This window comes from Actinomadura sp. 3N407 (assembly GCF_052245875.1).
Taxonomy (GTDB): Bacteria; Actinomycetota; Actinomycetes; order Streptosporangiales; family Streptosporangiaceae; genus Spirillospora.
This window is the reverse complement of sequence record NZ_JBQQBP010000005.1, coordinates 240,600-262,732: the sequence shown is the minus strand read 5'-3', so window position 1 is coordinate 262,732 and position 22,133 is coordinate 240,600. Positions and strand designations below refer to the sequence as shown.

Sequence of the window (22,133 nt, the reverse complement as noted above, 5' to 3'; positions counted from 1 at the left end):
GAGGTCTCAGAGCGCGACGCTGAGGACGCCCGTCAGCGCGAGCTGCGCCAGCGACAGCGGAACCAGCCAGACCCAGGCGAGCTTCTGCAACTGGTCTTCGCGCATGCGCGGGTAGCTGACCCGCAGCCAGATGACGCAGAACGCCAGCGCGCCCGCCTTGAGCAGCGTCCAGAGCCAGCCCAGCTCCGTGTCGAGGAACGGGCCCTTCCAGCCGCCGAGGAACAGCACGGTCGTCAGCGCGCACAGCACCACGATCCCGGCGTACTCAGCCAGGAGGAACAGCGCGAACCGCAGCCCGCCGTACTCGGTGTACGGGCCGAAGATGATCTCGGAGTCGGCGACCGGCATGTCGAACGGCGGCCGGCGCAGCTCGGCGAGGCCCGCGACGAAGAACACCACGCCGCCGACCGCCTGCCACGGCAGCCACCACCAGCGCCACTCCTCCACGATGCCCGTCAGCGACAGCGTTCCCGCCGCCATCGCCACCGACGACGCCGCGAACACCATCGGCAGCTCGTACGACATCAGCTGCGCGGCGACCCGCATCCCGCCGAGCAGCGAGTACTTGTTCGCGCTCGCCCAGCCCGCCATGATCGCGCCGATCACGCCGACGCCCATCACCGCGAGCGCGAAGAAGATCCCGGGCCCGAGGTCGAGCGCGACCTGCCCGTCCGGCCCGACCGGGATGACGAGCAAAACCAGCAGGTACGGGACGAGCGCCACACCGGGGGCGAGCTTGAACACCAGCCGGTCGGCGTCGCGCGGGACGACGTCCTCCTTCTGCGCGAACTTCACCCCGTCGGCGACGAGCTGCGCCCAGCCGTGGAAGGCGCCCGCGTACATGGGTCCGAGGCGGCCCTGCATGTGCGCCATCACCTTGTGCTCGGCCTGGCCCACCAGCAGCGGGAGCAGCGCGAACGCGGCGGCGACCAGCGCCAGCTTGACGACGATCTCAAGCATTGGGCCCCCAGTCGTCCGGCACCCCGGGTGGACGGACGCGGCGGCGGCTCGGCGCGCCGTGGCCCGACTCGCCCGGTTCCTTGGCGCCCGGCCAGGGCTTGGCGACGCGGGCGGCGAGCACGAAGTCCTTGCGGAGCGGATGCCCCTCGAACCCGTCCGGCAGCAGCAGCGGCACCAGGTTCGGGTGGCCCTCGAAGAGGACGCCGAACATCTCCGACGTCTCCCGCTCGTGCCACTCGGCCCCCCGGTACACGCCCGTGGCCGTCGCCAGGACGGGCGCCCGCTTCGGGACGCGGGTGCGGATCAGCAGATGGTGGCGGCGTTCCAGGGAGTACACGTGGACGACGACGGCGAAGCCCTCGTCCAGCTCGTCCACGCCGGTCAGCCAGTCGAAGTACCCGCAGGACAGGTCGTCGCGCGCGAACGTCAGCGCGTCCACCCAGTATTCGGGCGGCACCCCGACGGCGAGGCCGCCGAACGTCTCCTCGGTGCTGATCTCGTCGCCGTAACGGGCCGTCCAGGCGTCCGTCAGCTCCTTGGCGCCGGCCGGTTCGGCGCTCACCGGTCGCGTCCGATCTCGTCGTCGTTCCCGTCGTCGGTCAGGCCGGGGATGATCGACGGGTCGTGCGGGCCCCGCGGGCGTCCGCGGGGCCGCCCGGATTCCTCGGGAGCGGGCTCGTCCTCGACCGCGGGGACGGGGCGCGTGGCGTCCTCGTCCGCGACGGCGGGCACAGGGCGCGTGGCGTCCTCATCCGCGACGGCGGGCACGGGAAGTGTCACGTCGTCGGCCGGATGAACGGCGGGCGGCTCCCCGACCACCGGGACGGGACGCGTCTCGTCCTCCTCCGGCCGGAACACGGGCTCGGGCTCGGCGGGCGGCGCGGCCGCGGTCTCCGGCATTTCCCCGAGGTGCTGGACGGGCATGGTCTCGTCCTCCGGCCCCGCTCCGTGAACCGTCTCGGCCGCCGCGTCCTTCTCGGCCCGGCCGTCCGCATCCGGCGGGTCGGCCCAGCCCTCAAGGATCTCGTCCTCGTCCAGAGGGGGCGGCGGCTGGAGGGGGCGGCGCAGTACCGTCGCCGCCAGCGGGCGCGGCGGGGGCGGCGGCGTCAGCGGCTCCGCGCCGCTGTAGCGGTCGCCGAGCGACTCGGCGGCGATCTTCTCCTGCAGGTGGACGATGCCGTGCAGCAGCGCCTCGGGACGGGGCGGGCAGCCGGGGACGTAGACGTCCACCGGGATGATCTGGTCGACGCCCTTGGTCACGCAGTAGGAGTCCCAGTACGGCCCGCCGCAGTTGGAGCAGGCACCGAACGAGATGACGTACTTCGGCTCCGGCATCTGCTCGTACAGACGGCGCACCGCGGGCGCCATCTTGTCGCTGACCGTGCCGGAGACGACCATGAGGTCGGCCTGCCGGGGACCGGGCGCGAACGGGATGACGCCGAGCCGCATGAAGTCGTGCCGGCCCATCGACGTCGCGATGAACTCGATGGCGCAGCACGCCAGGCCGAAGTTGAAGACCCACAGCGAGTAGCGGCGGCCCCAGTTGAGCACGAACTTGATCGGCTTGGGAGCCAGCCGCGACAGCGGCCCGATGCTCGGCGGCGGTAGATCGATAGTGCCCACGGGAGCATTGTTACAGCCCCGCGGGATCTGGCCAGGGGTCCGGACGCACGATCGGCCCGCTCACCCTCGGACTCAGGAGGGTCAAACCCAGGACAGGACGCCCTTCTTGCCCGCGTACGCGAGCCCGGTCGCGAGGAACCCGAGGAAGACGAACATCTCGCCGAGCGTCGTCGCCCCGTAACCGGGATCAGAGAAGATCGTTGCCCAGGGGAACAGGAATACCGCGTCCACGGCGAACACGACGTACAGGTAGGCGAAGACGTAGTAGCGCACGTGCGAGTGCGCCCAGCCCTCCCCGACGGGGTCGACGCCGCACTCGTAGGTGGTCAGCTTCTCCGCGGTGGGGCGGCTCGGACGAAGCATCCGGTTCGCGGCGAGCCCACCGCCGACGATCCCGGCGCCCACGAGGAGCAGTACGACCACGACGACATATGTGTCGAAATAGTTATGCACCAGATCCTCCTCGCGTGCGTCTCATCAAGTATCCCCCGCACAGGGTCAGGGGGAACTGTGACCTTGTACCTCCACACCGGAGGCTCACAATGTCATGGTTTTACTGCACACTAGGCTTGGCATTGAGGTCAATTTGACCTGGAAGGACGTGACCAGATGAGCAACCCCCCGCCTCCTCCGGGCTGGGAGTCCCCGGGCGGCGCATCCTGGCCGCCTCCGCCGCCGCCCGCCGGTCCGGGCGGGCCGGGGATCGGTGGGCCCGGATCGCCTGGCGGCCCCGGCGGACCCGGCCCGGGCATGCCGTCCCCCCCCGGACCGCCCCCACCCGGCGGTTTCGGCGGACCCGGAACGCCTCCCCCCTTCTTCCCGCCGCCTCCCGGCAGCCCGATGGGGCCCGGCATGCCCCCGCCGAGGCGCGGTGGCGGCGGCGCGGTGATCGCGGCGATCCTCGGCGGCGGCCTCGTCGTGCTGTTGATCATCGGTGTCGTGGTCTACGCGGTGACCGCCGGTGGCGGCAAGTCGCCCGACGAGAAGCTGACGGCCGCGGCCGCCAACCTGACTTCGGCCGGCGCGGTCGAACTGGACGGCACCTTCGGCGGCGCCGGGTCCCTGCAAGGTGAGCTGAACATCACCAAGGGCGGCCGCGCGGCCGGGCCCGTCACCTGGAACGGCTCCAAGGTCACGCTGCTCTCGGCCGACGGCAAGCTGTTCGTGAAAGCCGACAAGACCTACTGGGAGCGGGAGATCTCGGGCGACGACCCGTTCTTCCTCCAGAGCGGCGAGCAGTGGGGCCGGATGGACCACGACGAGCTCAACATCGACTTCAAGCGGTACCTGACCCCGGCGGCGCTGGCGAGCAAGTTGCGCTCGGCGCGCAACTCGAGCGTCAAGCCGATCGAGACCACGCGGCAGGGCAAGAAGGCACTGAAGTTCAGCACCTTCTCCTCCACCATCTACATCTCCGATGACGACGACGCGGAGCTGCTGCGCTACGAGTCGACCACCCCGCGCGTCCGCGTGGACGTCACGCCGAAGAGCTCCAGCGACGCCTCGTCCATCATCTCGGACATGCGCACGAGCATGGGCGAGCTGAAGGACTCCTTCAACGCCTCGGCCCAGCCGCGGGTCAGCGAGTGGAAGAAGGGCGGCTGCAACAGCGACTCCGGCTGCACGGTCGAGGCCAAGATCCGCCCGCCGTACGACGTGGAGAAGCCCGTCACGATCGACGTGCGGTTCCGGCTCACCGCCGGCTCGCTGAGCGGCAAGGACCTCGGCAACTGCACGGCCACCATCACGATCACCGGCACGACCCCGCAGTGGGCGAGCTGCCGGGTCACCAGCAGCGCGTGGACGCGCTGGGCCGACGACACCGGCGGCACGTTCTACAAGCACGCCGACTACAAGGTGATCGGCGCCACGGAAGAAGAGGTCCAGGCGCTGCAGAACGGGCTCGAAAGCGAATGAGGCCGCAGGTGAGGCGCACCGCGCGCTGATCCGGCCGCCGCCGGGCGCCTTTATGCTCTGTGGGGACGCCCCTCAGGGGCCCGGCGGCCTCCCCCCATTCGGCCCGCAGCCCCGTCGGCATCCCTGGAGGACATCACAGATCCCTTGCTTTGTCCCTGACGGTCGGGCCGAACCCGGCCCCCGAAGTGAGCAGAGTGAGTCCCGAGTGAGCGCTGAGCAGGACGGGCCGTCACCGACGGCCTCCTCCCAACCCCCGCCCCCGGAAGATCCCGCGGCGGGTCCCGTCCCGAACGCCCCACCCCCACCGGCCGCTCCTCCAGCCGCAGCCCCCACCCCCGCCAGGCCGGTCCGCCCGGACGTCCGGGTCGCTGGCGGGACCGTTCCACCACCCCCCTCTCCCGCGGGGCCCGTCCCCCCGAACCGCCCCGTACACCCAGGCGCCCCCATGCCACCAGGCGCCCCCGAACATCCGGGCGGCCCCCCGGCACCGGTCAGCCCCGCGGCTCCGGGCGGCGCCGGGCATCCGGGCGGCCCCGTGCCCCCAGGTGGGCCTACGGCTCAGGGCGCTCCCGCAACTCCGGGCGTTCCCGCAACTCCAGGGGGTCCCGCGGCTGGGGGTGGCTCCGTGCCTCCGGGCGGGTCGGTTCCGCAAGGTGGTTCTGGGGCTCCGGGTGGGTTCGTGCCTGGCGGTGGTCGTGTGGGTCATCCGGGGGGTGCCGTGCTGCCGGGGAGGGGTGGGCGGCAGGGGACGGGCAAGTGGCGGCTGGTGCTGGTCGCGGGCGGGGCCGCGGCGGTCGTGGTGGCCGTGGGCACCGTGGCGGCCTTGGCCTTCACGGGTGACGCCGAGGCGCCCGAGAAGCGGCCGAAGCCGACCGTGGCCGACGCGCCGCCGGCGTGGACGATCGAGGCGGGACGGCAGCTCACGTCCGGGACGGGGCTGCGGTTCGACGGGACGCTGACGGTCGGCGGCATGCCCGTCCAGGCGCATCTCCGGGTCACCCCGTCGGGTCTGGCGACCGGCACGCTGACGGCGGGCGTGTCGAAGGCGGAAGTCATCGCGGTCGGCGGTGACACCTACATCAAGGCCGGGCCGGCGTTCTGGCGCGACTACGCCGGGGAGGTCACGCACCCGGAGTACTACGCGGGCCGCTGGTCGAAGGCGCCCGTGTCCATGCCCGGCTTCGACGTGCCGGACGTGCTCGGTCCCGAGTCCATCGCCCGGATGCTCGCCAAGGCCCCGGCGAAACCGCCCACGGAGAAGGTGAACGGCGTCCCCGCGTACAAGGTCGCGACGCCGGAGGCGGAGTATCTGATGGCCGCGGCGGCACCGCACCGGCTGCTGTCGGTGCGCGCCGCCGGGCAGAACGCGCCGCGGTTCGCCGTCGCGCCCGTGGCGGCGCCGGTGGCGCTGTTCAAGGAGCTGCGTCCCCGGGTCGCCAAGCTCGGCGGCGCCACCGACCCGGGGCTGCGTTTCCGGCCCGGGACGCTGACGTTCAGCAACTGCGACAAGAACACCAGCGGCTGCACCGTGAGCGTGCCCGCGACGCTGACCTCCCCGGCGGACGGGGTGCCGGACGGTGCGCGGGCGGCGCTGCGGGCCTCGATCACGTCCAGGGGCGAGGCGCTCGGCTCGTGCGGGGTGTCGGAGGCGGTGCCGGCCGACCGCGCGCTGGTGCTGCGCTGCACCGTCACGAGCAGGCGGTGGCGCACCTGGATGCGCGACGCCCTCGACAACCCCGGCTCCTACCCGTACGAGGCGACGGCGCACGTGGTCGGGGAGGCGGTGGACGCCGGCGACGTCGGCAAGCTGCTCGCCCGGGTCGACCGGGAGCGTGCGGCGGTGGTGAAGGCGATGCCGTCCCCGCCGGGGCCGCCCGAGTCGGGAGAGCCGTCGGTGCACCGGTCGGAGCCGCCGGAGGTCGCCGAATCGCAGTCGCCGGAGCGGCCCTGACACGCACGACCAGGGGCGGTGACCTCGAACGGAATTCGGGAAGTCTACACTTCGGGCTGTGAACTCCACGCCCGTGGGGAGCCGCGGCTCCTCGACGTATCCGGCGCGGCTGGTCAGGCGGCTGCACGTCGACCTGTGCCGCCAGCGCAGCAGCCTGTGTTCGGGATGAACTCGGGGGCCCGTCCAGGTCGTACCCCCGGATAGGACCTGCCCGAATTCGGGAGAGCCGCGTGAACTCCGCACCGAGGTGATACGTCTTGTGTTACGGGGTTAGCGACCTCCCTGGAAGCGGGACGTCACATGACGGGCGGAGAGGCGGCCGCGGTCCATGCCTCCCATGACCTGCGGCCACCGAAGACCGGACGACGCCGGGTGATCCCTGCCCTCGTCCCGGTCCGCCTCGACCAATCCCCGAGAACACCATCCCACCCCGGACATACCATGAAGGTAAGCCTAAGTAGCATCACGATTCTGGGCGCCTCCCCCAGGACGTGTGCTGCGCGTCGAGGAGGTCTTCCTCTGTGACCAAACAGGTCCAGCAGCTCGACCGCGTCATCATCCGTTTCGCCGGGGACTCCGGCGACGGCATGCAGCTGACCGGCGACCGCTTCACCCAGGAGACGGCGGCGTTCGGCAACGACTTGTCGACGTTGCCGAACTTCCCGGCCGAAATCCGCGCCCCCGCCGGGACCCTCCCCGGCGTGTCCAGTTTCCAGTTGCACTTCGCCGACCACGACATCCTCACCCCGGGCGACGCGCCCAACGTCCTGGTCGCGATGAATCCCGCCGCCCTCAAGGCCAACCTCGGGGATCTCCCCCGCGGGGCGGACCTCATCGTCAACACCGACGAGTTCACCAAGCGCAACCTCGCCAAGGTCGGCTACGAGACGAGTCCCGTCGAGGACGACTCACTCGCCGAGTACCGGGTGCACGCGCTGCAGCTCACCTCGATGACGGTGACGGCGCTCGCCGACTTCGACATCTCCAAGAAGGACGCCGAACGCGCGAAGAACATGTTCGCGCTGGGGCTTCTGTCCTGGCTGTACCACCGTCCCACCGAGGGGACGGTCGGCTTCCTGGAACGCAAGTTCGCCTCCAAGCCCGAGATCATGAAGGCGAACATCGCGGCTTTCCAGGCGGGCTGGAGCTATGGCGAGACGACCGAGGCCTTCACGACGCAGTACGAGATCAAGCCGGCCGAGCACGAACCCGGCCTCTACCGCAATATCACCGGGAACATGGCGCTGGCCTACGGGCTCGTCGCCGCGGGCGTGCAGAGCGGGCTGCCGATCTTCCTCGGCTCGTACCCGATCACCCCGGCGTCGGACATCCTGCACGAGCTGTCCAAGCACAAGAAGTTCGGCGTCCGCACGTTCCAGGCCGAGGACGAGATCGCCGCGGTCGGCGCGGCGCTCGGCGCCTCGTTCGGCGGGTCCCTCGGGGTCACCACGACGTCCGGTCCGGGCATCGCGCTGAAGAGCGAGACGATCGGCCTCGGCGTCGCGACCGAGCTTCCGCTGCTGGTCATCGGTGTGCAGCGGGCCGGTCCGTCCACCGGCATGCCGACCAAGACCGAGCAGGCCGACCTGCTGCAGGCCATGTACGGCCGCAACGGCGAGGCGCCCGTCCCGGTCATCGCGCCGCAGTCCCCCTCGGACTGCTTCGACGCGGCGATCGAGGCGGCCCGGATCGCGGTGAAGTACCGCACGCCGGTGATCCTGCTGTCGGACGGCTACCTCGCCAACGGCTCCGAGCCGTGGCGGCTGCCGGACGTGTCGGCGCTGCCGGCGATCGAGCCGAACTTCGCGGCCCCGTCGCAGGACGGCTTCCAGCCGTTCGAACGTGACCCGGGCACCCTCGCGCGCCCGTGGGCGATCCCGGGCACGGCGGGTCTGGAGCACCGGATCGGCGGCCTGGAGAAGGCCGACGGCTCCGGCAACATCTCCTACGACCCGGCCAACCACGACCGCATGACCCGGCTCCGGCAGGCCAAGGTCGACGGGATCGCGAACGACATCGAGCCGCTGGCCGTGGACGACCCGTCCGGCAATGCCCGCGTGCTCGTGATGGGCTGGGGCGGCACCTACGGCGCGATCTCCGCCGCCGTCCGCCGCGTCCGCGCCGAGGGGCAGCATGTCGCGCAGGCGCACCTGCGGCACCTCAACCCGTTCCCGGCGAACCTGCCGGAGGTCCTGCGCTCCTACGAGAAGGTCATCGTCCCGGAGATCAACCTCGGCCAGCTCGCGCTGCTGCTGCGCGGCCGGCTGCTCATCGACGTGATCGGCTACAACCAGGTCCGCGGCCTGCCCTTCAAGGCCGCGGAACTCCAGGGCGTCATCCAGGATGTGATCGACAGTGAGTGACAACGGAGCCGACGGAAACGGCGCCAACGGCAACGGCGCCGTGAACGGCGGCGGTTCCAACGGGAACGGCCGGTCGCTGCTCTCCCTCGTCCCGAAGTCGGACGAGAAGCAGACGATGAAGGACTTCAAGACCGACCAGGAGGTGCGCTGGTGCCCCGGGTGCGGTGACTACGCGGTGCTCGCGGCCGTCCAGTCCTTCCTGCCGGAGCTCGGGCTGCGCCGGGAGAACATCACGTTCGTCTCCGGCATCGGCTGCTCGTCGCGGTTCCCGTACTACATGAACACCTACGGGTTCCACTCGATCCACGGTCGCGCGCCCGCGATCGCGACGGGCCTCGCGACGTCCCGCCCGGACCTGTCGGTCTGGGTGGTGACCGGGGACGGCGACGCGCTGTCCATCGGCGGCAACCACCTGATCCACGCGCTGCGCCGCAACGTCAACCTGAAGATCCTTCTGTTCAATAACCGGATCTACGGGCTGACCAAGGGCCAGTACTCGCCGACGTCCGAACTCGGCAAGATCACCAAGTCGACGCCGATGGGGTCGCTGGACGCGCCGTTCAACCCGCTGTCGCTGGCGATCGGCGCGGAGGGGACGTTCGTCGCCCGGACGATCGACTCCGACCGCAAGCACCTGCAGTCGGTGCTGCGGGCGGCGGCGCAGCACCGCGGCACCGCGCTCGTGGAGATCTACCAGAACTGCAACATCTTCAACGACAACGCGTTCGAGCCGCTGAAGGACGCGTCGGTCCGCGACGACGTCACCGTCCGGCTGGAGCACGGGGAGCCGATCGTGTTCGGCGCGGACCGCTCCAAGGCGCTGCGCCGCTCCGCGACCGGCTCGTTCGAGGTCGTGAACGTCGCCGACGTCGACGCCTCGGAGATCGCCGTCCACGACGCCCGCAACCCGGACCCGTCGCAGGCGTTCGCGCTGTCGCGGCTGGACCAGCCGGCGTTCGAGCACACCCCGATCGGCATCTTCCGCGATGTCGACCGCCCGTCCTACGACGAGCTGATGCGGGCCCAGCTCGACGAGGCCGTCGAATCCCAGGGCGAGGGGGATCTGGCGGCGCTGCTCGGCAGCGGCGACACGTGGCGCATCGACTGACGCGCGTCCCCGCAGGCCCGGTCCCGGTTCGTCCGGGGCCGGGCCTTTTCGCGCATTGAAACCCGGCGAACGGGGCACGGTTCATCACATGGTGAGCAACCGGGGAGATCCCTTGGCCGAATTCGGCCGGGACACGGTGCGGGACCGCGTCTCATGCTGAAAGACTGCTGAACAGATCATGGAGCCCGGGAGGTGACGATGCGGGTCGTTCCGCGCCGCAGCAAGGGTCGTCGGCAGGACGATGGCCCCGCGCGCACCGCCTCGCCCCGGGACCCGTCCGGCGCCTCCGAGACCCCGGAGCCCCAGGAGAGCCCGGCGTCCCCGGAGGCCCCGTCCGCCCCGGATTCCGGGCTGGAACGGCCCCCGGCGCCCACCCTCGAACCGCCCTCCTCCGAGCCGCCGCCTCCCGCCGCCGGGGAGTGGGAGCGGGACGCCGATCCGGCGGCGACGCTCGGCCAGAAGAGCCTCCGGAACGGGACGTCGCGCGGGCCGGAGGCGACCACGGCGGTGCTGCCGGCGGTCGAGGACCCGGAGACCGCGCGGCGCCGGCGTGCGCGGGCGGCCGAGCGGCAGCGCATGGCGGCGGAGGTGAAGCGGAGCCGGGCCGCGGTGCGGCAGGGCCTGCCTTACCGGGAGCCGAACCCCGCGGGCAGGGCCGCCGACCAGCACCGTTCGGCGCTGCTGGTCATGGTCCTCACGCTGGGGCTGCTGATCGCCGCGGTGGCGGTGACCGGCGCGATGATCGCGTCGTCCATGCGGACGCAGCCGGTGACGCTGGCGTCGCCGCTGCACATCTATCCCGTCACGCAGACGACGCCGGGGCAGTGCCCGACGGGGACGCAGGGGATCACGGGACAGTCCGGGTCGGGCCCGACCTGCTACCGGCTGGCCCAGGGGATCGCGATCCACAAGGTCGCCGACCTGCGCGTCCAGGAGTCGCGGGTGAAGCCCGGCGGCTATGACGTGGCGGTCACGCTGCGGCCGTCCGACCGGGAAGCGTTCGCGGACCTGACGCGGGCGACGGTCGGCCGGGACCTGGCCTTCGTCGTGAAGAACCGCCTGGTGACGCTTCCCCGCGTCGACATGGCCATCATGGACGGGAAGGTCGTCGTGACCGGCCCGCCCGACCGTGCCTCGGCGAACCGGCTCGTCCGGGAACTGAAGGGCCGCTGACCGCTCACAGCGGCCCGACGGCGACGTCCCTCACCGGGGTGTCTCCGGGCCCGTCAGTGCCGCCGGAGCCGCCGGAGCCGCCGGAGCCGCCGGGGTCTTCGGAACCACCGGTGTCGGCGCGGGCCGCCTTGCCGCGCTTCGCCGACCCGCGCAGCGGCGGTTCCTTCAGCGCGAGCACCGCGACGAAGCCGACCAGCGCCACCGGGATGCCGACCAGGAAGACGGTCTCGAGCGCGTTGGAGAACGCGTCCTGCACGATCCCCTTGACCGGCTGGGCCAGCCGCTGGATCTCGTCCGGCGACCCGAGTTCACCGCCGCCGGGGGCCCCGCGGACGCCGGCCGCGCGAAGTCCGGAGGTGATCTCGCTCGCCACCCGGTTGGTGAGGATCGCGCCGAACGCGGCCACGCCCATCGCGCCGCCGAGGTTGCGGAAGAACGAGACACCGGACGTCGTGGAGGCCAGGTCGGCGGGCGCGGCGGCGTTCTGCGCGGCCAGGATCAGGATCTGCAGCGTCAGGCCCATCCCGATGCCGAGGACGGCGAGGTCCACGCCGATGAGCACGGACGAGGAGCCGGTGTGCAGCCGCGACAGCAGGAACAGCCCGGCGGCGACGCAGGCCAGCCCGACCACCGGAAAGATCTTGTAGCGGCCCGTCCGGGTGACGACCTGCCCGGAGCCGGTGGAGGTGACGAGCATGCCGAGGACCAGCGGCAGCGTCATCAGGCCGGACGCCGTGGGGCTCATCCCCTTGACGATCTGCAGATACTGCGGCATGTAGATCATCACGCCGAACATCGCCATGCCGATGCAGACGGAGACGAACGAGGTGAGAACGAACATGCGGTTGCGGAACAGCCGGGGCGGCAGGATCGGGTCGCGGGCGCGGCGTTCGGCGACGATCGCCAGCGCGACCAGGACGACGGTGGTCCCGGCCAGGATGTAGGTCCACGCGGAGTTCCACGCGAACTCCGTCCCGCCCAGGGACAGCAGCAGCATCAGCGTGGCGGCGCTGCCGGTGATGGTGAACGCGCCGAACACGTCGACGCGGGTGTCGCGGCGCACCTTGGGCAGTTTCAGCACCCGCTGGATGACCAGGAAGGCGACCACCGCGAGCGGGACGCACACGTAGAAGCACCAGCGCCAGCCGAGGGCGTCGGCGTCCACGATGAACCCGCCGAGCAGCGGCCCGGCGACGGTGGAGACGCCGAAGACGGCGCCCATGAAGCCGGCGTAGCGTCCGCGCTGCCGCGGCTCGACGACGTCCCCGAGGATGACCTGGGCCAGCGAGGACAGTCCGCCCACGCCGAGCCCCTGGGCGGCGCGGGCGGCGATGAGCTGGCCGATGTTCTGCGACAGGCCGGCGCACACCGAGGCGATGACGAAGAGCAGCAGGGCGGTCTGGAACATCAGCTTGCGCCCGGCGATGTCCGACAGCTTGCCCCACAGGGGGGTCGAGGCCGTCATGGTCAGCAGCGCGGCGCCGGCCACCCAGGAGAGCTTGTTCTGGCCGCCGAGGTCGCCGACGATCGTCGGCAGCGCCGTGGCGATGACCGAGGTGGAGATCATCGAGGTCAGCATCGCCATCATCAGACCGGAGAGGATCTTCAGGATCTGACGGTGCGTGTAGTGCGGTCTCGCCGGCTCGGCCGCCGCGCCGTGCGACGCCACGCTCGCTTGAGCCACCGTGCCCCCATGCCGGTCCGACGGACCACCGAGTTGATTACCTGTGCTGTGCATGTATGTTATGTAGACGCTTGTTTACTTGCAACTCGGTAGATTCTGTCACTGACGGCGACCGATGAGCCAAGGGGGGAGGGAGTGGTGATGCGGGTCGAGGAGGAGGCCGGACGGACCGCGCCGTCCACCGGGGCCGGCGGGGGCGCCGGGAGCGGCGAGGGCGGCGAGAGCGCGGCGCGGCGGCCGAAACGCGACCGGGAGGCGACCCGGCGCCGCATCCTGAACGCCGCCCGCGACCTGTTCGGCGAGCACGGCTACGACGGCGTCACCGTCCGCATGATCGCCGCACGGGCCGAGGCGAACACGGCCCTGGTCAACCGGTACTTCGGCTCCAAGGCGGCGCTGTTCGGGGAGGTCCTCGCCGGCGAGTCGGTGATCCGCGGGGTCATCGCGGGCGACCCCGGCGGCCTGCCCCGCCGCCTCGCCGAGCACTTCGTCCGACAGCTCGGCCTGGGCTCGGTCACCGCGATGTCGCGGATGCTGGACCGCTCGGCCGGCCAGCCCGAGGTCAAGGAGATCCTCCTCCACTACCTGGAGGACGTGATAGTCGAGCCGATCGTCGCCCAGCTCGACGGCCCCGACGCCCGCGCCCGCGCCCTGCTCGCGTCCACGATCATCATGGGCGGCGGGCCCGTCCGGCGCCTGCTCGGCCTCAACGACCTGCGCGCCGCCGACCCGGCCGAACTCACCGACCGGCTGACGGCCATGTTCACCGCCGCCCTCGCCCCGCTCCCCGCCCCCTGACCCGCCGGGCCGCACGTCCGGCCGGGCGGGGCGCGGCGCACATAGGGTGCAGAACATGAGGCTGGGGGGCGCGCTCCGGGCGCGGTGGGGCAGAACGGGGCGGGCCACGCGCTGGACCGCGGCGGTTGCGGCGATCATGCTCGCGGGCGGGGGCGCGGCCTGGGGCGTCGCGGCGGAGGGCGAGGCCCGCGTCCAGACCCTCGACCAGCGCGTCACCGTGGTCGACGGCCCCGGCGACGACCAGCGCGTCACCCTCGACACCACGTTCTACAAGCCGGTCGGCCGCGCCCAGGCCCCGGCGGTCATGCTGGGGCACGGCTTCGGCGGCAGCAAGGGGGACGTCGCGGACGAGGCCCGCGAACTCGCCCGCGCCGGTTACGCGGTGCTGGCGTGGTCGGCGCGCGGATTCGGCCGCTCCACCGGGGAGATCGCGCTCAACTCCCCCGACTACGAGGTCAAGGACACCCGGCAGCTCATCGACTGGCTGGCACGGCGCCCCGAGGTCCGGCTCGACGGGCCCGGCGACCCGCGCGTCGGCATGGCGGGCCAGTCGTACGGCGGCGCGATCGCGCTGCTGACCGCCGCGTACGACGGGCGGGTCGACGCCATCGCACCGATGATCACCTGGCACAGCCTCCCGGACGCGCTGTTCCCGAACGCGACCGGCGCCGGGCCCTCGGACGGCGTCTTCAAGAAGCTGTGGGCCGGCCTGTTCTTCACCGGCAACGCGGGCAGCACGGCGTGCGGGCGTTTCCTGCCGTCCCTGTGCGAGATGTACCAGGAGGTCGCGGAGAAGGGCCGCCCCACCGGCTCGGCGATCGAGACGCTGCGGCGGTCGAGCCCGGCCTCGGTCGCCGACCGGATCAAGGTGCCGACGCTGCTCGTCCAGGGACAGGCCGACTCGCTGTTCCCGCTCGGCCACGCCGACGCCAACGCCCGCGCCATCGCCGCGAACGGCGCGCCGGTGTCGGTGGTCTGGTTCCAGGGCGGCCACGACGGCGGCGACGCCGAGACCGAGCGGATCGAGGGACTGGTCCTCGACTTCTTCGACGCGCGGCTCAAGCGCTCCGCCGCGCCGTCGCCGGACGGTTTCACGGTGACGCGGGCGGGCGGGATCGACTCGTCCACCCAGGAGGTCGTCGTCGAGGAGGCGACGACCCGTATGTATCCGGGTCTATCCGGCAGTCCCGTGGACCTCCCGCTGGGCGGGGACGAGCAGACGATCTACCACCCGGCCGGCGGGGCCCCCGCGTCGATCTCCGCGGTACCCGGGCTCGGCGGGCTGGGTTCGCTGGGGTCCCTCGGCTCCCTGGGCGGCGGGCTGCCGGCCGAGATGCCCGGTCAGTCCGCGACGTTCGACACCCGTCCGCTGGACCGTCCCGTCCAGCTGACGGGCGCCGCCACCGTCCGGCTCAAGGTGGACGGGGACGGGCCGCTGTTCGCGAAGCTCTACGACGTCGTGCCCGGCGGGACGGCGACGCTCGCGCGGCGGCTGGCCGCGCCGTTCCGGGTGTCCGGCGACGGCGAGGTCACCGTCGCGCTCCCCGCGATGGACCACCGCTTCGACCGCGGCCACCGGATCCGCCTCGTCATCGCGACCACCGACATGGGCTTCGCCACCCCTGCGGCGCCGGCGTCGTACAAGGTGCGGGCGGTGTCGCCGCTGACCGTTCCGTCCGTCCCCTCGCTGACGACCGCTTCGACGCCCGTACCGGCGTGGGTCTGGGGCCTGCCGGCGGCCGGCCTCGCTCTCGCTCTGCTCATCGTCGTCCCTGGACGCAGGCGCCACGGTCCCGAGAAGGACAGCGACGTCCCGCTGGAGATAACGGGCCTGACGAAGGCGTACAAGAACGGCCACCTCGCCGTCGCCGACCTGTCGTTCCGGGTGGAGAAGGGGCAGGTGCTGGGGCTGCTCGGGCCGAACGGCGCCGGGAAGACAACGACGCTGCGCATGCTCATGGGCCTGATCCATCCCGATGCGGGCGAGATCCGCATCTTCGGTCATCACGTCCATCCCGGTGCGGCCGTCCTAGCCCGGCTCGGCTCCTTCGTTGAAGGGCCTGGGTTCCTGCCCCACCTCTCCGGCCGCGACAACCTCGACCTCTACTGGCGCGTCACAGGCCGTCCCCTGGACGAAGCCCACCTGGACGAGGCGCTGCAGATAGCCGACCTTGGGTCCGCCCTCGACCGGGCCGTCCGCACGTACTCGCAGGGGATGCGGCAGCGCCTCGCGATCGCCCAGGCCATGCTCGGACTCCCCGACCTCCTCGTCCTCGACGAACCGACCAACGGCCTCGACCCGCCGCAGATCCGCGAAATGCGGGAGGTGCTCGTCCGGTACGCCGCCGCCGGGCGGACGGTCATCGTCTCCAGCCACCTGCTCGCCGAGGTCGAGCAGACCTGCACGCACGCGGTCGTCATGGCCGGCGGGCGCCGCGTCGCCGCCGGCCCCGTCGCCGACATCGTCGGGTCCTCCGGCCGCCGCCTGGAGGACGCCTTCCTGGAGATCATCGGGGAGCGTTCATGACCGCCTACAACGTCCGGCGGACGCTTCCGCTGCGGGTGGAGGCCGTCCGCCAGTTCCGGCGGCGCCGCACCCTCGTCGCGTTCGGGATCCTGCTCGTGCTCCCGTGGGTGCTGGTCGCCGCGTTCAAGCTCGGCGGCGACCCCGGCCCGGACGGCGCTCCCAATCTGGTCGACGTCGCCACGTCCAGCGCCCTCAACTTCGCCCTCTTCGCCCTGTTCGTCTCGACGGGTTTCCTGCTGGTCGTCGCCGTGGCGCTGTTCTGCGGCGACACCGTCGCGAGCGAGGCGGGCTGGTCGTCGCTGCGGTACCTGCTGGCCGCGCCGGTGCCGCGCGCCCGCCTCCTGCGGCAGAAACTCATCGTCGCGCTCTCCTACGCGGTCCTCGCCGTCGTCAGCCTTCCGCTGATGTCACTGATCGCGGGCACGGCCGGGTTCGGCTGGGGCGACGTCGAACTCCCGACCGGCGGAACCGTCCCGGTGAGCACCGCGCTCGGCCGGATGGCGATCATCGTCGGGTACGCCCTCGTCTCCCAGCTCGTCGTCGCGGCCCTGGCCTTCCTGCTGTCCGTCACCACCGACTCGCCGCTCGGCGCGGTCGGCGGCGCCGTCGGCCTCGTCATCGTGAGCAACATCCTGGACGCCGTCACCGCGCTCGGCACATGGCGCGAGTTCCTCCCGACGCACTGGATGTACTCCTGGATGGACGCCCTCCAGCCCGACATCCAGTGGACGGGGATGGCCAAGGGCGCGGCCATCTCCATCGCCTACGCCGCCGTGCTGTTCGCCGTCGCGTTCCGCCGCTTCCGCACCCGCGACATCGTCTCGTAGGCCCCTCGATCCCTTCGGCTCGTAATTTCGACCACATTCGGATGCTGCGGAAAGTGTCCATTCGGACACATATCGCGACAGCCGCTTTCTTTAAATCGGTCGAAACGGCAGTGTTCGTCGCATAAGCTCATCGAACCTCGCACGCTGCGGATGCGACGTAGGAGGCACAGCGCGACATCGGCTCGATCGACGGGTTAAGCCCCGCCCGATGGGGGGAGATGATCACCATGGCACGGCAGCAGCTCATCAAGCGTCCCAAACCCCCGCGTCAACCGAGCCCGCTCGACCTGCGGACCCCGTCCGGCCGCCTCCTTCCGTACTGACGGCCCTGCCGTACTGACGGCGCCTCATCGACCCAGCCGCGCGAGAAACCTCTCCCGGTCCACGACGACCCGCTCGACGCGGCCGTCACCCACCACCGCGCCCCGCTCGTCGGTGGCACGGAACGCGAACACGAGCCGCGCGCCGTCGACCTCCGTGAGCTCGGCCTCGACCGTCACGCGCACGCCGACGGGACTGGCCGCCCGATGCTCCAGCTCGACCCGCGTCCCGACCGACGTCTTCGCCCCGTCCAGATACGGCCCGATCGCCCTGACGGTCGCGGACTCCGCCAGCGCCAGCAGCCGTGGCGTCCCCAAGACCGGAACGTCACCGCTCCCGAGCCGGACGGCCGTGTCCTCGTCCCCGACGACGACGGACGCCTCCGCCCGCAGCCCTTCCCTCAGCTCCATGCGTCCATCCTCCTTCAAGAGACGAGGCCAGGGGACGAGGCCGGTCTCCGGACGGCCGGGGCGACCGGCGGGCCTCCGCCCGCCACGGCGGAGGCCCGGCGTCATTCCAGGACGATCACTCCGGCCGGACGCCGCGCTGCGTCCAGTCCTCCAGCCGGTCGAACGCGGTCAGGAAGTCGGACCGCATCGGCCGCACGAGCGCGGGAAACGCGGCGCTCAGCCCATCGGTGTGGGTGCCGCCGGGCACGCGGTGATAGCTGTGGAGCCTTTCCCGTCCGGCCTTGCGGACCATCTCGGCGTACACGTCGCCGTTCTCGCTGATCGGCGTCAGCACGTCCATCGTGCCGTGAATGCTGATGAGCGGACGGTGAATGCGCCCCGTCAGCGACACTCGCCGCACGGCCGCGTGCACCTTGCGCGGACGGGAACCGTAGTCGTAATCGGTGTCGCAACCCGCGCCCGTGCCCTCCGCGCAGAACGGCGTCCCCGCCTCTCGCGCGCCGTCATACGACGGATCGAGTTCCTCACGCAGGATGCGCTGGAGAAAGTCCCACAGATTCTTGTGGTGATAGCCCCACAGCGGCTCCGAACCCGCCGGATATCCGGCGGCGAGCATCTCCTCATGCGCTCCGGGCTTGCCCGCCGCATACCGCGGATAGGCGCGCAGCGCCGGCGGCAGCGTCGTCAGCAGGCTCGGACCCTTGGACGTGAAGAGCACCGCGTTCCAGTCGACGCCGCCCGTGTAGAGCCAGGGGAATCGTTCGAGCTGGCCCCGGACGAGATAGCCCCCGACCGACAGGCCCGCGACGTACGTGTGGCGGGGCGCACGGCCGTACCTCTGCGCCGCGACGCGCTTGGCCGCCCACGTCATCTGGGCCATCCGCAGATGCCACTCCTGGATGCCGTCACCCGGCCGGCGCCCGTCCTCGTAGATGGTGGGTCCGGTGTTGCCCTTGTCGGTCGCCGCGAACGCGTACCCCTTGGCCAGAACATGGTCGCCGATGATGCGGTCGTTCGCGTACTGCTCCCGGACGCCGGGCGGCCCGCTGACGACGAGCCCGCCGTTCCAGCGGCGGGGCAGCCGGATGACGAACTGCGAATCGTGGTTCCACCCGTGCGTCGAGTTGGTCTTGGACGAGTCCGGGAAATAGCCGTCGATCTGGATGCCCGGGACGCCCGAGGGGTTGACCGTACCGGGGCCCTCCAGGCCCTCCCAGTCGGCCGGATCGGTGTGCCCGCCCGGGGCCGTCCCCGCCGTCGTGAGGTCGGGCAGGCAGACCGCCGTGGAACGCGCGGCGCCCGGAACCCGGAGGCCCTTTTCACCGCATCCCGAATCCGCCGCGGCGGCCGGCACCGCCAGGGCGGTCAGCAGCACCGGGACGAGCATCGTGGCACGCAACATGTCGAACACCTTCCGTGAGAGACATCACGCACCGTAATGAGCGCCGCCATTCGCGGATAAGTGCGAAACGGCCGGACCTGCGTCGGCCGAAAGGCACATGACCTCCGGCCAGAATCCTTCCGGCGTGTGGCCCGGCCGGCCTCACCCCGCGTAATCTCCACCCATGCCCTCCACGCGCCCGGTGCCCTGGGTGTCGCCCCTCCTCTGCCTCGCGGTCCTCGCCGGAGGCGCCTACTACGCACTGGTGGACGCGGGCCCCTCCTTCCGCCTGGCGGGCTTCTCAGCGCTGCTGCTCCTCCTGATCGGACTCGACGTCCTGGACCGGCACATCCCGGCGGCCGTCCTCCTCGTCACCCGGACGGCCCTCTACATCGCGGTCAACGCACTCGACGACTCCGGCATCTCGCGGGTCCTGTTCGTGCTCATCCCGTTCGGCGCGTACTTCACGTTCGGACGCCGTCCCGCGATCATCCTCGGCGCGTCCTGCGTCGCGGCCCTGCCGGCGGTGCTCACCCTCCGCGTCCCCGGCTGGCAGACCCGCGCGGAGTACGTCTCCGACCTCGTGATGTTCACGCTCGGCGTCGTCCTCGCGATCACGATGGCCGCCGTCGCCGTCCGCGAACGGCAGGCCCGCGTACGGCTCGAACAGATCATGCACGAGGTCGAGGCCCTGTCCGCCGCCCAGGAACGCAACCGGCTCGCCCGCGAGATCCACGACAGCCTCGGCCACCACCTCACCGCGATCGCCGTCCAGCTGGAGAAGGCCACCGCGTTCGCCGACCTCGACCCGTCCGGCGCCCGGGAGGCCGTCGCCAACGCCCGCTGGTCCGCCGACCGGGCACTCACCGAGGTCCGTCACTCGGTGCGCACGCTGGGTCGGCGCCCGTTCCACCTCACCGACGCCCTCACCGAACTGATCGATCACCTCAACGACGCCCGCCTCACCATCACCCTCGACGTGACCGGCACAGAGGAAGGCCCGCTGACGTCCCAGATGGCGCTCTACCGCGCAGCCCAAGAAGCTTTGACCAACGCCTGCCGCCACTCCGGAGCCGCCAACGTCCGCCTGTCCCTCGCCTACGAGGACGCCGGGGCCAACCTCACCGTCGCGGACGACGGCCACGGCTTCGACTTGCGCGAAGGATTCGGCCTGCGCGGCATGCGCGAACGCATCGAACAGCTCGACGGCCGCCTCGACCTGGCGAGCACCCCCGCCGGCACCACGATCTCGGCCAGGGTGCCCTGGTGAACCCGGTGCGCGTCCTCGTCGTCGACGACCAGGAACTGGTCCGCGAGGGCATCGCCTCGCTCCTCGGCATCCAGCCCGGCATCGAGGTCATCGGCACCGCGGCCGACGGCACCGCCGCCATCGAGGCGTCCGCGTCCGCCGACGTCGTCCTGATGGACGTCCGGATGCCCGGCATGGACGGCGTCACCGCCACCGCCGAAGTCCTCGCCCGCAACCCGTCCTGCAAAGTCGTCATGCTGACGACGTTCGACGACGACGAGTACATCGTCCAGGCCATGCGTGCGGGGGCGGCCGGCTACCTCCTCAAGAACCTCCCGGCCGCCGAACTCGCCGCCGCCGTCCAGCTCACCCGCTCCGGCGTCGCCCAGTTCGACGCCGCCATCACCCGCCGCCTCGCCGCCGCCCTCCCCGACCCGGGCCTGCTCACCCCCCGCGAGACCGAGGTGCTGCGCCTCGTCGCCGCCGGCGCCACCAACAAGGAGATCGCCGCGCGCCTCTACCTGAGCGAAGGCACGGTCAAGAACCACATCTCCCGCATCCTGCAACGCCTGGGCCTCCGCGACCGCACCCAGGCCGCCCTCTACGCCCGCGACCAGAACCTCCTCTGACCGCTACGGCAAATTCGCGCTCCACAGCGCGCCATCACGAGGACGCCGTCAACGAGTCGGCGTAATGATCGAAGAACAGCCGGGCGACCAGGTCGCCGCGCGAACCGGTGCCCGACTTCGCGAAGATCGACTTCAGGTGGTCCTGCACGGTGTACGGCGACACGTGCAGCCGGGCGGCGATCTGCCTGGTGGACAGGCCCTGCGCCACCAGCTCGGTCACCCGCCGCTCGCCGTCGGTGAAGCCGTAGGCGTCGACCATCAGGGGCGCCATCTCGGCCGGCCGGGCCGCTTCGAGCATCACCGCGACCGGCGACTCCGGCCCGTCCCCCAGCATCGACCCCCGCACGATCAGCCATTGACCGGACCGGGTGCGCACTCTGGCCCTGGCCGGACGGACATCGGCCGGCGCGGGTGCCGCCGCCGCGCCGCAGAGGGCACGGGCTTGGCGGGCGACGGCGGGAACGACCAGCGGCAGCCGGGCGCCGGCCCTGTCGCCTGTGCCCAGCTCGTCCAGCCAGCAGTCCGCGGCCTGGTTGGACATGCTCACGCCGTCATCGGCGTCGAGGACCAGCAGACCGACGTCGGCGTCACCGGCCCGTGCGCCGTCGAGCAGGAGACCTCGCCGTACCCCGTCGGCGATCAATCCGGCCAGCGACGAAACGAACCCCACGTCGGCCGGTGAAAAGTACGGGCGCTTCACCTCCCGGAACACGGTCAGCACACCCCAGGTCGCCCTGCCCGCCGCGAGCACCACCCGCAGCTCGTCGGAGAAGCCCCCGGGGCGGCGGATCTCCCGCTGGCGCAGGCTGCGGTCGAGGTCACCCGCGGTGACGTCGCTCAGGCTCGCCGCCGGGCGGTCCGCCCGGGCGAGCTGGACCCACTTGTTGAAGTCCGGCTCACGCGCCTCGATCTCGACGAGCCGGAGCAGCCCGGCCGCGGGCAGGCCGTTCTCGACGAACTCCGCGGTCGGGAGCATGGTCGCCGGGTCCACCGTCATCAGGCAGGTCCCCTCGGCGGGCACCGCCCGTCCCAACGCGTCGCCGACGGCCCGCGAGAACTGCGGAAGCGGCAGGCCCCGGTGCACCAGCCGGACGACCTCGTCGCGGACACGTGCGCGCGCCGCCATGTTGACCATGCCCCGAAAGTACCTCGCTCCCCCGACGCCATCCCACGAATCTGGGATTCAGTCCCACCCCCGGATCTCGCATGCTG

The 22,133-nt window shown here is 71.7% G+C and carries 18 protein-coding genes; 10 read left to right on the top strand and 8 right to left on the bottom strand.

Annotated features, from left to right (window positions below; all coding sequences use genetic code 11):
* Window positions 1–6 precede the first annotated feature (6 nt).
* From ACTWPP_RS14710 to ACTWPP_RS14695, 4 genes are all read right to left on the bottom strand, one after another.
* Window positions 7–960 carry a complex I subunit 1/NuoH family protein gene (locus ACTWPP_RS14710; RefSeq protein WP_443104793.1) on the bottom strand — a complete coding sequence of 318 codons (954 nt, stop codon included), beginning with the start codon at window positions 958–960 and terminating at the stop codon, window positions 7–9.
* A complete protein-coding gene (locus tag ACTWPP_RS14705) occupies window positions 953–1,522 on the bottom strand; it encodes an NADH-quinone oxidoreductase subunit C (protein WP_443104792.1) in 570 nt (189 codons plus the stop codon). The genes ACTWPP_RS14710 and ACTWPP_RS14705 overlap by 8 nt, the downstream gene beginning before the upstream one ends.
* Window positions 1,519–2,583 (bottom strand): NADH-quinone oxidoreductase subunit B, encoded by a 1,065-nt coding sequence (locus tag ACTWPP_RS14700; protein WP_443104791.1) that lies wholly within the window; start codon window positions 2,581–2,583, stop codon window positions 1,519–1,521. Before ACTWPP_RS14700 ends, ACTWPP_RS14705 begins: the two co-directional genes overlap by 4 nt.
* A gap of 81 nt (window positions 2,584–2,664) precedes the next feature.
* Window positions 2,665–3,036, bottom strand: a complete 372-nt coding sequence (locus ACTWPP_RS14695) for an NADH-quinone oxidoreductase subunit A (RefSeq protein WP_443104790.1) — start codon at window positions 3,034–3,036, stop codon at window positions 2,665–2,667.
* Window positions 3,037–3,435: 399 nt separating this feature from the next.
* Between ACTWPP_RS14695 and ACTWPP_RS14690 the strand changes: the two genes are divergently transcribed.
* The 5 genes from ACTWPP_RS14690 to ACTWPP_RS14670 all read left to right on the top strand — a co-directional run bounded on the left by ACTWPP_RS14690 (window position 3,436) and on the right by ACTWPP_RS14670 (window position 11,095).
* The gene (locus ACTWPP_RS14690) at window positions 3,436–4,500 is read left to right on the top strand and encodes a hypothetical protein (RefSeq protein ID WP_443104789.1); all 1,065 of its coding nucleotides are present in this window, start codon (window positions 3,436–3,438) and stop codon (window positions 4,498–4,500) included.
* Between the two features lie 718 nt (window positions 4,501–5,218).
* Window positions 5,219–6,451 (top strand): hypothetical protein, encoded by a 1,233-nt coding sequence (locus ACTWPP_RS14685; RefSeq protein WP_443104788.1) that lies wholly within the window; start codon window positions 5,219–5,221, stop codon window positions 6,449–6,451.
* A 521-nt stretch (window positions 6,452–6,972) separates the two neighbouring features.
* A complete protein-coding gene (locus ACTWPP_RS14680) occupies window positions 6,973–8,814 on the top strand; it encodes a 2-oxoacid:acceptor oxidoreductase subunit alpha (protein WP_443104787.1) in 1,842 nt (613 codons plus the stop codon).
* 40 nt (window positions 8,815–8,854) lie between these two features.
* Window positions 8,855–9,922, top strand: a complete 1,068-nt coding sequence (locus tag ACTWPP_RS14675; RefSeq protein WP_443105111.1) for a 2-oxoacid:ferredoxin oxidoreductase subunit beta — start codon at window positions 8,855–8,857, stop codon at window positions 9,920–9,922.
* Between the two features lie 198 nt (window positions 9,923–10,120).
* Complete coding sequence (locus ACTWPP_RS14670; RefSeq protein WP_443105110.1) at window positions 10,121–11,095, top strand: SecDF P1 head subdomain-containing protein; 975 nt, start codon at window positions 10,121–10,123, stop codon at window positions 11,093–11,095.
* Between the two features lie 4 nt (window positions 11,096–11,099).
* Here ACTWPP_RS14670 and ACTWPP_RS14665 read toward each other — a convergent pair whose 3' ends face one another.
* Window positions 11,100–12,779, bottom strand: a complete 1,680-nt coding sequence (locus ACTWPP_RS14665) for an MDR family MFS transporter (protein ID WP_443104786.1) — start codon at window positions 12,777–12,779, stop codon at window positions 11,100–11,102.
* Window positions 12,780–12,920: 141 nt separating this feature from the next.
* On the opposite strand from ACTWPP_RS14665, the gene ACTWPP_RS14660 reads away from it, so the two are divergent.
* Genes ACTWPP_RS14660 through ACTWPP_RS14650 form a run of 3 tightly spaced genes read left to right on the top strand, consistent with a single transcriptional unit; the run spans window position 12,921 to window position 16,931 of the window.
* On the top strand, window positions 12,921–13,577 hold the full coding sequence (locus tag ACTWPP_RS14660; RefSeq protein ID WP_443104785.1) for a TetR/AcrR family transcriptional regulator: 657 nt from the start codon (window positions 12,921–12,923) through the stop codon (window positions 13,575–13,577).
* 55 nt (window positions 13,578–13,632) lie between these two features.
* Window positions 13,633–16,104, top strand: a complete 2,472-nt coding sequence (locus ACTWPP_RS14655) for an alpha/beta fold hydrolase (protein WP_443104784.1) — start codon at window positions 13,633–13,635, stop codon at window positions 16,102–16,104.
* The gene (locus ACTWPP_RS14650; RefSeq protein ID WP_443104783.1) at window positions 16,101–16,931 is read left to right on the top strand and encodes an ABC transporter permease; all 831 of its coding nucleotides are present in this window, start codon (window positions 16,101–16,103) and stop codon (window positions 16,929–16,931) included. Before ACTWPP_RS14655 ends, ACTWPP_RS14650 begins: the two co-directional genes overlap by 4 nt.
* 347 nt (window positions 16,932–17,278) lie before the next feature.
* On the opposite strand, the gene ACTWPP_RS14645 is transcribed toward ACTWPP_RS14650, so the two are convergent.
* Window positions 17,279–17,662 (bottom strand): thioesterase family protein, encoded by a 384-nt coding sequence (locus ACTWPP_RS14645; protein WP_443104782.1) that lies wholly within the window; start codon window positions 17,660–17,662, stop codon window positions 17,279–17,281.
* Window positions 17,663–17,777: 115 nt separating this feature from the next.
* Window positions 17,778–19,064: a tannase/feruloyl esterase family alpha/beta hydrolase gene (locus ACTWPP_RS14640; protein ID WP_443104781.1), complete on the bottom strand. Its 1,287-nt coding sequence runs from the start codon at window positions 19,062–19,064 to the stop codon at window positions 17,778–17,780.
* Window positions 19,065–19,227: 163 nt separating this feature from the next.
* Here ACTWPP_RS14640 and ACTWPP_RS14635 point away from each other — a divergent pair, with 163 nt between their 5' ends.
* Window positions 19,228–20,313, top strand: a complete 1,086-nt coding sequence (locus ACTWPP_RS14635) for a sensor histidine kinase (protein ID WP_443104780.1) — start codon at window positions 19,228–19,230, stop codon at window positions 20,311–20,313.
* Window positions 20,310–20,921, top strand: coding sequence for a response regulator (locus tag ACTWPP_RS14630; protein WP_443104779.1), 612 nt, complete (start codon window positions 20,310–20,312; stop codon window positions 20,919–20,921). The genes ACTWPP_RS14635 and ACTWPP_RS14630 overlap by 4 nt, the downstream gene beginning before the upstream one ends.
* Window positions 20,922–20,955: 34 nt before the next feature.
* Here the strand turns inward: ACTWPP_RS14630 and ACTWPP_RS14625 are convergent, their stop codons facing one another.
* Window positions 20,956–22,056 carry a helix-turn-helix transcriptional regulator gene (locus tag ACTWPP_RS14625; protein WP_443104778.1) on the bottom strand — a complete coding sequence of 367 codons (1,101 nt, stop codon included), beginning with the start codon at window positions 22,054–22,056 and terminating at the stop codon, window positions 20,956–20,958.
* Between the last annotated feature and the right edge of the window lie 77 nt (window positions 22,057–22,133).